The sequence below is a fragment of the Pseudorhodobacter sp. genome (genome assembly GCF_030452865.1).
In the GTDB taxonomy this organism is placed as follows: domain Bacteria; phylum Pseudomonadota; class Alphaproteobacteria; order Rhodobacterales; family Rhodobacteraceae; genus Pseudorhodobacter.
In genome coordinates this window covers 1-7,879 of the sequence record NZ_JAKDLJ010000152.1, presented here as the reverse complement: position 1 = coordinate 7,879, position 7,879 = coordinate 1, and the positions used below count along the sequence as shown (strand labels likewise).

The 7,879-nt window shown below is 58.9% G+C and carries 8 protein-coding genes; 1 reads left to right on the top strand and 7 read right to left on the bottom strand.

What is annotated here, in order from left to right; genetic code table 11:
* From L0H65_RS10350 to L0H65_RS10340, 3 genes are all read right to left on the bottom strand, one after another.
* The coding region (locus L0H65_RS10350) for an ABC transporter substrate-binding protein (RefSeq protein ID WP_301458799.1) at positions 1-514 on the bottom strand (514 nt) is incomplete at its 3' end.
* A gap of 76 nt (positions 515-590) precedes the next feature.
* Complete coding sequence (locus tag L0H65_RS10345; RefSeq protein WP_301458798.1) at positions 591-992, bottom strand: VOC family protein; 402 nt, start codon at positions 990-992, stop codon at positions 591-593.
* Positions 993-1,107: 115 nt separating this feature from the next.
* Complete coding sequence (locus L0H65_RS10340) at positions 1,108-1,752, bottom strand: GntR family transcriptional regulator (RefSeq protein ID WP_301458797.1); 645 nt, start codon at positions 1,750-1,752, stop codon at positions 1,108-1,110.
* Positions 1,753-1,872: 120 nt separating this feature from the next.
* Here L0H65_RS10340 and hydA point away from each other — a divergent pair, with 120 nt between their 5' ends.
* Positions 1,873-3,267 (top strand): dihydropyrimidinase, encoded by a 1,395-nt coding sequence (hydA, locus tag L0H65_RS10335; protein ID WP_301458795.1) that lies wholly within the window; start codon positions 1,873-1,875, stop codon positions 3,265-3,267.
* Positions 3,268-3,380: 113 nt separating this feature from the next.
* On the opposite strand, the gene L0H65_RS10330 is transcribed toward hydA, so the two are convergent.
* The 4 genes from L0H65_RS10330 to L0H65_RS10315 all read right to left on the bottom strand — a co-directional run.
* Entirely contained in the window at positions 3,381-5,012 is a 1,632-nt protein-coding gene (locus L0H65_RS10330; protein ID WP_301458794.1) for a serine hydrolase, read from the bottom strand.
* A gap of 1,385 nt (positions 5,013-6,397) precedes the next feature.
* Positions 6,398-7,204 carry a 5-deoxy-glucuronate isomerase gene (gene iolB / locus L0H65_RS10325; protein ID WP_301458793.1) on the bottom strand — a complete coding sequence of 269 codons (807 nt, stop codon included), beginning with the start codon at positions 7,202-7,204 and terminating at the stop codon, positions 6,398-6,400.
* Complete coding sequence (locus tag L0H65_RS10320; protein ID WP_301458792.1) at positions 7,197-7,406, bottom strand: hypothetical protein; 210 nt, start codon at positions 7,404-7,406, stop codon at positions 7,197-7,199. Before L0H65_RS10320 ends, iolB begins: the two co-directional genes overlap by 8 nt.
* Positions 7,407-7,409: 3 nt before the next feature.
* On the bottom strand, positions 7,410-7,879 hold a 470-nt coding region (locus tag L0H65_RS10315; protein ID WP_301458791.1), incomplete at its 5' end, for a TIM barrel protein.

Below are 7,879 nucleotides of genomic sequence, written 5' to 3'. Positions count from 1 at the left end.
CCTCATCCCCGGTGGCGGTGGTATATTCCTCATCCAATATCAGCAGTTCGGCCAGATCATTGGGCAGCACGGCATAGGGTTTAGGGGTCTTGATCTCCACCGTCAGATCATCAATCGCGGTGGCGGAGGCGATGTTGGCCGCCAGATCAGGCCGGATGGAGGCTTTGGCTTTTGCCACCGTGTACACCACATCCGACGCGGTAAAGGCGTTGCCGTTCTGGAATTTGACGTTGGGGCGCAGCTTGAAACGCCATGTGGTGTCATCAACATTCTCCCACGACTCCGCCAGGCCGGGGCCAAAGGTCAAATCGGCGCTGCGCTTCACCAGCGGGTCATAAAGGTGATAATACATGATGTTGGACGAAAGCTCCTCCCCCGCCAGCGGGAACAGGTTGCTCGGGTCTGCGGTCAGGCCGATTGTGATGGATTTATCCTGTGCGCTTGCGGCACCCGCGGCCAGAAGGGCCACGGACAGGGCGCTGCCAAGCAGCATTCGGTGGGTCAGGGCGGTCATTTCTGTCTCCTTTGTTGGTTTGTCGGGTCGTCGCGGGGGTGGTTTTCCACCCCTCATGTTGCCGTGAACTTGGTGCTTAATGCCCCGGCTTGGCGGTCTGCACCTCGATTTGATAGCCCTCGGGGTCGTTCATCACGAATGCCCGGATGCCGAGTTCGGCGCTGTCGCGCGGCGTGGTCAGGCCGGGAATGTCGTTTGCTTTGGCCCATGCGTGCCACGCATCGACATCCGGGACGCGAAGGCAGATTTGCACGGTCTTGTCTTCATGCCAGTTCTGCATGCCGCGCGCCTCGTCCACCAGACCGACATGCGCCTGCCCATCAATGCGATAGATTTTGGACCAGCCCTGGTCGATGGCCAGTTCCAGCCCCAGAATATCCTCATAGAACCGCATCGCCCGTGGCAGATCGCGGAAATAGAGGAAGGTGATGGCCAATACGATGCCGCCGGTCGGGCGGGTCGCGGGTTGTGAACTCATGCCTGTGGAATCCCCCTTGGACTGTATGCAGATGGTATACAGCCCGGCTGACGAGTCAACGATTCCGGCTGCGTGCAGGACAAAAAAAATCTGGTGCCGCCGTTAGAACCGGCAGTCAGAACGGGTGGTGCAAATGCGAAAAGATTGCCTGACGCGTATGGCTCAGATGCAGTTTCATCGCAGCAGAAGCGGCCTCCGGGTCTTGGGCGATAACGGCGTCGATCAGCATCAAGTGTTCATGGCAACCCGGTTCGAACCGCGCAGGAATAGACCCTTGGTCATACATCCGGGTTTTGATTTTCAGCCCTTCGATCAACTCCATCAACAGCTTGGACCCGGCCATGTGCGCAAGGGTCAGATGCAGTTGCATGTCAACGGCGGTATGTTCTGCGGGACTGGGACGCTGTTGCAGGAACCCGGAGAAATGCCCGCGCAAATCCGCAAGTTTCTGCATGGATTGCCCCGAAATTGCGGCTTTGCGCGCAGCTTCACATTCCAGCAGGCTGCGGACGTGCAGAATCTCCATGATGTCGGTCAGCGAGACGATACTGACCAGCGGCGCGCCGCCGTGCGACCGTGTGGCAAACCCTTCGCTGACCAATTGACCGATCGCCTCGCGCACCGGAGTCCGCGAAACGCCAAGCTGATCGGCGAGGTTCTTTTCCGGCAACCGGGTGCCGGGGGGCAAGGTGCCGTCAAGGATCATCGCCTTGATTTTCCGGAAGGCGGAGTCGCCAAGCGTTTGCGGCATAACGGTCATCGGCTTCTCCCTGGGCAGCGGCACCGATTTGTGCCGTGCTTTTTGACGCAGTATCTTTTCAGATATGATATTTGGTATACACTCGGTATATCAAACCTCAAACTCTAGTTTGGATATGCCATGACAAAAACCACGCTTGACCTGATCATTCGCGGCGGTATTGCCGTTTTGGGCCATAGGGTGCAGCAGGCCGATATCGGGGTGCGGGGGGGCAGGGTCGCCGCGATTGGCGACGGCTTGCCGAAAGCGGCAGAGGAGATTGACGCGCGCGGCTTGTTGGTTCTGCCCGGTGGCGTCGACAGCCATTGCCATATCGAACAAATCTCTGGCGCGGGGCTGATGAACGCCGACACATTCGAATCCGCGACCCGTTCGGCGGCCTTGGGTGGGACGACGACGACGATTTCCTTTGCGGCGCAGCATCCGGGACATATGATGCGCAAAGTGGTGGGCGATTATGCCAAACTCGCCCGCAAAGGCGCGTTGATAGACCATGCCTTTCACATGATCGTGTCGGATACCGGCAACGGCAATCTGGCCGACGACATCCCCGCGCTGATCGCCGAAGGCCACCGCTCCATCAAGATTTTTACCACCTATGACAAGGTGCGGCAGGACGATAAATCCATTCTCGACCTGCTTGATCTTGCGAAACGCGCCGGGGCTTTGGTGTGTTTTCACGCCGAAAATGATGGCTTGATCCGGCATATGACGGAAAAGCTGCTGGCCGCAGGCAAGACCGCGCCGCACTATCACGCCCAATCCCACCCGCGCGCGGCAGAGGTCGAGGCGATTGACCGCATGTGCCGCTTTGCCGAGTTCACCGGCGCGCGGATCATGATATTTCACGTCTCCACGGTGGAAGGCGCGCAGATCATCCGCGCAGCACAGGCGCGCGGCGTCGCAGTGGCGGCGGAAACCTGCCCGCATTACCTGTTCATGACCGAGGATATCTTGCAACGGGAAAATCCCGCTCGTTTTCTATGCTCGCCACCGCAACGCAGCGCAGCGGATCAGGACGCACTTTGGGCGGCGATGGCGGATGGCACGATCACGATCATCACCTCCGACCACGCGCCGTATCGGATGGACGCAAGCGGCAAGTTTGCCAACGGGGCGGATGTGGCGTTCAACCGGATTGCGAACGGAATGCCGGGGCTGGAAACGCGCCTGCCGCTGATGTTCAACGCGATGGTGACAGAAGGGCGTATGGGCCTTGCCGCTTTCGCACACATGACGGCCACCGCGCCGGCACGGGCCTTCGGGCTGGCAACGAAGGGCGAGATTGCGCTTGGCTTTGACGCCGATATTGCGCTGTGGGATCCCAAGCTGCGCCATGACTACGGCGTGAATGATCTGCATGACAATGTTGGCTATAATCCATTCGAAGGGACCGCAGTTACCGGGTTGCCTGTAACCCTGTTGTCGCGCGGCGAAGTGATCGTGCGCGACAGGCAGCTTTGCGCCGGGCCGGGGCGCGGCAAATGGTTGCCCATGACCGAACCAGGGGTTTGAACGGGACGCCGCGGACGTTTCCAGTCGCCCAATAGCGGTGCGGCGCATGATCGACCACCCAAATGCGGTGTTCCCGGTGCAGTTGGGCCGAACCGGGGTTCAGCGGAACGAGGTCAACGCCGTGCCGTCAGCAACCTGCCATCCGTGCCAATCAGGTGCAAAGTGCCGGTTTCGTCGATTTCAAAGCCGGTCACCCTGGGCAGCAGATCCAGTAGCTTACGCTCCTGATTCATCAACGCCTCGGGGCAGGCCATCATCGTGGTGCCTGTGGGAGTGATGGTCAGCGTGTCGCCGGAGGTATCATAGCTGCCAATGATGCCATTGCAGGTCGCGTTTCCCGTAAGGCTGCCATCGGCCATGAAATGCAAATTGGCGTTGGTGTTGTCGATGACGCCGCCCCCAGCTATATCCTCCACCCGCCATTCGCGGCCCAAAAGTGGGGCGTCGTCATGGGACATCAGATGATCTGCCATCGCGCGGTAGGCGGGTAGGGAGGTGGGATCGGACGCGGCATTGGCTGCAACCGGGTTTGAGGCAAACCGCACGATCACCATATCGGCGGCAGGATCAATCCAGATGGTTTGCCCATGCACCCCGCGCGCAGCATAGGCGCCATGGTCGTCGTTGGATATCCACCACATGCTGCTATAGCTCCACCCCGGCAGCAGATCATAATCTGCTTTCGCAAATGTCGCGGGGTTGCCGCCGTGTTGAATGGCTGTGATCGCGGCAGGTGGGATGATCTGTTCACCGTCCAGTTGACCTTGATCCAGCATCACTTGGCCCAGCCGCGCCATATCGCGCAAGGTGGCGTTGAAACCGCCGCCTGCAAAGGGCGTACCAATGGAATCAACAGTATAGAACGCCTCGCGTTCCGTACCGATGCGCGACCAGATGCGCTCCGACAGCAGGTCAGCCACGGATTTGCCGGTCGCCCGCGCGATCAGCCAGCCAAGGGCATCGGCGTTGATGGTCTTGTAGCCGAACGCCGCGCCATGCTCGCCCGCTTTTTCAACCGTTTGCAGATAGTCGAAATAACTGCGCGGACCGGTATGGTTCGCGGGCTTTGGCAGGGGACTTCCGGCTTCGGCATAGGTCCAGACCTCAGCCTCCGGGTCGGCGTAATCCTCGGAATATTTCAAACCGGTTGTCATATCCATGACTTGCCGCACTGTGGCATCGCCAAAGGCGCTTCCTTGCAATTCCGGGATCAGATCGCCCACAATGGCTGCCTCATCCAATCGACCTTCGGCCACCAGCATCTCGCCCAGAAGTCCAGTCAGCGATTTCGTGACCGACATCGCGCCATGCAAGGTGTTGGCGTCAAGGCAGCCGTCATAGCGTTCGTACACGACGACGCCATGGTGAAGCACGATGACGCCATCGGTATAGTTGGCGTCGAATGCCTCGCCCCATGTCATGGGACCCTTCGCGCCGAGCGGGGTGAAACTTACCGCATCCAGATCGGGCCGCAGCGCCTGTGGCAAACCCCGCGCGCCTGTAGTGCGACCGGGAACCGACACGCTGGGCATAAGCTCCCGGAAGTGGCACACGGTCCAGCGCAGCTTGGGGAAGGCGAAATAATCAGGGTCGGTAAACCGGATGGTCTTGTCAGCCGCAGGTGGAAAACCCTGCATCCAGCCCAGCGTTATCGGGTTGGACTTGGCCGCAGTTGGTGTTTCGGCCAGAGCGGCACCTCCCAAGGCAAGGCTCGCCGCGATCGCTGTTGTAACGGGTTTGAACATTTGCCCCCCTTAATCCGGTTCCTGCAAGCTACCGTCGAAGAGTGTCGGAATCCGCCGAACGACAAAAGCCGAAGCGGCCGGGCATAAAAACAAAGCGGCGCTGGCGTTCAGTGCCGCACGGGCACCGGCAAAGGCGCCGCCATCCACGCGGCCACTGCCTGCGCTTGCATCACCAACAACAGCGATATGATCGTAACGACGGAAAGATGCAGCATCATATCCCTTCTTTCCTTCTATGCGTACCTGACGCAGGCCATTGGTTTCGCGAAGTACTCCAACACCTGCCTATCATATATAGGCTGCCCAAGAGAAAATGAAAGCGGTGGGTCACCGGCCATGCAGCAGATTGAGCCGGGTCGAGAAGATTTTTTTGATGCTTTGACTCGAATCGCGTTACGCGGCGGTGGGGGGGACGCCGCCCCGACATCAACCAACTGCCAAGACGGCGCGCGTAAGCGATAAGACAAGAGTGAACTCAAGCTGACGCCCGACTTAATGCTCGGTCCCCGGTTCGGCGACGTTTGCACCCGGTCCGCAATCCAAGCGCCGCACGCAACGCCCTGCGATTTGCGCATTAACTCCATTCGCATGAACCTATGAATATTTCACGCGAAAGTTTCGTGGCGAGGGCCATTGAAGACGAGTTTTCGACGGTGCCCCCAGTCGTGTCACAAGTGGCGTATGGCGTTCGTGTGACTTCGGGACGCAATTTCATACCTCGCGTCCCTTGCAAGCCCGACTCTCAATGTGAATGACCCGCAGGCTTTTGGGCGAAGGGGGCGTGGTTTTGACCGGCGCTTCGATAGACTGCATAGGAGCCGATCATCCGGGTTTGTGCGGCGCGAAGTGCCAGCGTGCAGGAGGGGCAATGGAATGCCCGCAGCGGTCAACTTTCCTGCCATGTCCGCGCGTTTGATGATCAGCAGGCTGGGTAAGGTGAGTTGGTCAGGATCAGCGGTTTTCGTTTTGCCTGGTTTTGCAGGTTGAAAGAGCCGCGCTCCCAGAGGTCAGTGATTGTTTTTGAAGTCCTGGCGATGGTGGCAGAGACGACAGCGCGGGCCAGCGGTTCGTGAACATCTGCGTCGCGCAGATGGCGCGCGGTGGTTTTCAGTCGCCAGGAACCTCGGCCAGCTCGCTGATAAACATCACATAATTTGCGTGTTCTCTGCCCTCGGATTTGAAAATCTGTTAGATAGAGGCGGAAATTGGCTGCATGATACTTCTTACAGGCTTGTCAGGGGCGAACGTCAGGCAGCGTAGCCCCAACGCCGATCTGCGGGTGTGAGGTGACTTCAGGTCATGGTCGATTGCGGGGCGGCGCGCTGGTTTTGGTATAGCCGATGTGGTCTGACGGGTACTTACTGGTGCAGCCCTTTCCGGCGCGATCAGGCGTCGCGTTTCATGATCCATTCCACCTCTGGCGCTGACACAAAACGCCAGTTGCGGCGCGGCCCGGCCATGACGTTAAGATAATACATCTCAAACCCGTAAGGTGCGCCGCAGGGGTGATGACCACGCGGCACCAGAACCACATCGCCATCCGCCACGGCCATGGTTTCATTCAACGACAGATCATCCGTATAAACCCGCTGAACCCCAAACCCATTCGCCGGGTTCAGCCGGTGATAATAGGTTTCCTCCAGATAGGTGATGCGCGGAAAATCATCCTCATCATGGCGGTGGCTGGGATAGGAGGACCAGTGACCGGCGGGGGTGAAAACTTCTGTCACCAAAAGGCTGTCGCAATAGTCCTCATTTTCCATGGCGATGTTGTTGATATAACGGGTGTTGGTGCCGCGTCCGCGCTCGGTCAGGCTGATGCCTTCCGGGCCGATCCGCCGCGCTTTGTGGCCGCCTTTGCCGGGGGCGGTGCAAACCGCGATCACGCAATCGGTGGTCGCACTCGCACTCCAATCCGTGCCATTGGGCAAGTAAAGGCAATGCGGCGGGGTCTTTTCAAATACGGACGCCCTGTCGCCCAACACGCCCCAATCCTGCCCGGCCCCGGAAATCCGCGCATTTCCTTCAATCATCACCAGAATATGCTCACGCTCCCCGGTGGCCTCAGACGCCGTTTCCCCCGCGCGCAAGTGGTAAAGGCCAAAGCCAACATAGCGCCAGCCTGCATTCTGGGCGGAAATGTCATGGACCTTGCCATGCGTGCCAAAAGGTTTGCGCAACAGGTCAGGCATTGCTGTCATCCTTTGTATTTTCGACGTAATCCGTAAAGAAGAACACATAAGCGCAATAGGCGGCGGCGCTGCCAAACAGGGCGGCCCATCCCGGACCGTCCATCGACAACTCTACCACCGCCCAGCCTGCCGTGATGCCAACTGTCAGCACCCTGCGCCAAAGCGGCAGAAAAAACGGATGATGCAAGTCAAAGAATTTCATCCCTCAGCTTTCGATTTTCAGGCCGGACCGGGCGCAAAGCGCCGTGATGTGATCATAGCCGATTTTTGAATATTCAAAAGGCGGTGCCTTTGCCGGGTCTTGTTCAGCCTCCACCACGATCCAGCCGGAATACTCCATACGCGCCAATTCATCCGTGATCGCCGCGAAATCAATGCAGCCCGCCGGATCGCCGGGAACTGTGAACGCCCCCGCAATCACACCATCAAGGAAACTCTTGTTTTCCGACTTGATCCTTCGGGCAACCGGTTCACGGACATCCTTGAAATGCACATGACGCACCCGGTCCCCCCATTTGCGTAGCGTGCCCAGCACATCCGCGCCACCGAAACGCAGATGCCCAGTATCGAACAACAGCGTTACCTCGGGCGATGACCCGTCCATCAGCGCATCAATATCGTCCTGATCCTCGATCATTGACCCCATGTGATGATGATAGGCCAAAACCATGCCTT

What these genes read in the sequence shown, in the direction of transcription:
- L0H65_RS10345 (WP_301458798.1), bottom strand. Translation starts at nt 992, where the DNA reads ATGAGTTCACAACCCGCGACCCGCCCGACCGGCGGCATCGTATTGGCC.
- L0H65_RS10340 (WP_301458797.1), bottom strand. Translation starts at nt 1,752, where the DNA reads ATGACCGTTATGCCGCAAACGCTTGGCGACTCCGCCTTCCGGAAAATC.
- hydA (WP_301458795.1), top strand. Translation starts at nt 1,873, where the DNA reads ATGACAAAAACCACGCTTGACCTGATCATTCGCGGCGGTATTGCCGTT.
- L0H65_RS10330 (WP_301458794.1), bottom strand. Translation starts at nt 5,012, where the DNA reads ATGTTCAAACCCGTTACAACAGCGATCGCGGCGAGCCTTGCCTTGGGA.
- iolB (WP_301458793.1), bottom strand. Translation starts at nt 7,204, where the DNA reads ATGCCTGACCTGTTGCGCAAACCTTTTGGCACGCATGGCAAGGTCCAT.
- L0H65_RS10320 (WP_301458792.1), bottom strand. Translation starts at nt 7,406, where the DNA reads ATGAAATTCTTTGACTTGCATCATCCGTTTTTTCTGCCGCTTTGGCGC.